The sequence below is a fragment of the Psychrobacter sp. TB20-MNA-CIBAN-0197 genome (genome assembly GCF_040309765.1).
Taxonomy (GTDB): Bacteria; Pseudomonadota; Gammaproteobacteria; order Pseudomonadales; family Moraxellaceae; genus Psychrobacter; species Psychrobacter submarinus.
Genome location: NZ_JBEOPC010000133.1, coordinates 1 through 409, shown reverse-complemented (window position 1 = coordinate 409; position 409 = coordinate 1). Strand labels below are relative to the sequence as shown.

The window sequence follows — 409 nt, the reverse complement described above, 5'->3', positions numbered from 1 at the left end:
AGATCGAACCGAAGTACAGCAACGATGCCGTGGTTTACGTGACCGACGCCTCGCGCGCCGTCGGCGTGGCGACTCAGTTGTTGTCCAAGGAACTCAAGGCCGGGTTCGTCGAGAAGACCCGCCTGGAATACATCGACGTGCGCGAGCGTACGTCCAATCGCAGCGCCCGTACCGAACGCCTGAGCTACGCCGCCGCGATCGCGAAGAAGCCGCAATTCGACTGGGCCAATTATCAGCCAGTGAAACCGACCTTCACCGGCAGCAAGGTGCTCGACAATATCGATTTGAAAGTGCTGGCCGAATACATCGACTGGACACCGTTCTTCATTTCTTGGGATCTGGCCGGCAAGTTCCCGCGCATCCTCGAAGACGAAGTGGTCGGTGAAGCCGCCACTGCGCTGTACAAGGA

The 409-nt window shown here is 58.9% G+C and carries 1 protein-coding gene; it reads left to right on the top strand.

Going from position 1 to position 409, the window contains the following annotated elements; all coding sequences use genetic code 11:
- Positions 1–409: vitamin B12 dependent-methionine synthase activation domain-containing protein (locus AAEY83_RS12980; RefSeq protein ID WP_351059339.1), on the top strand; the 409-nt coding region annotated here is incomplete at both ends.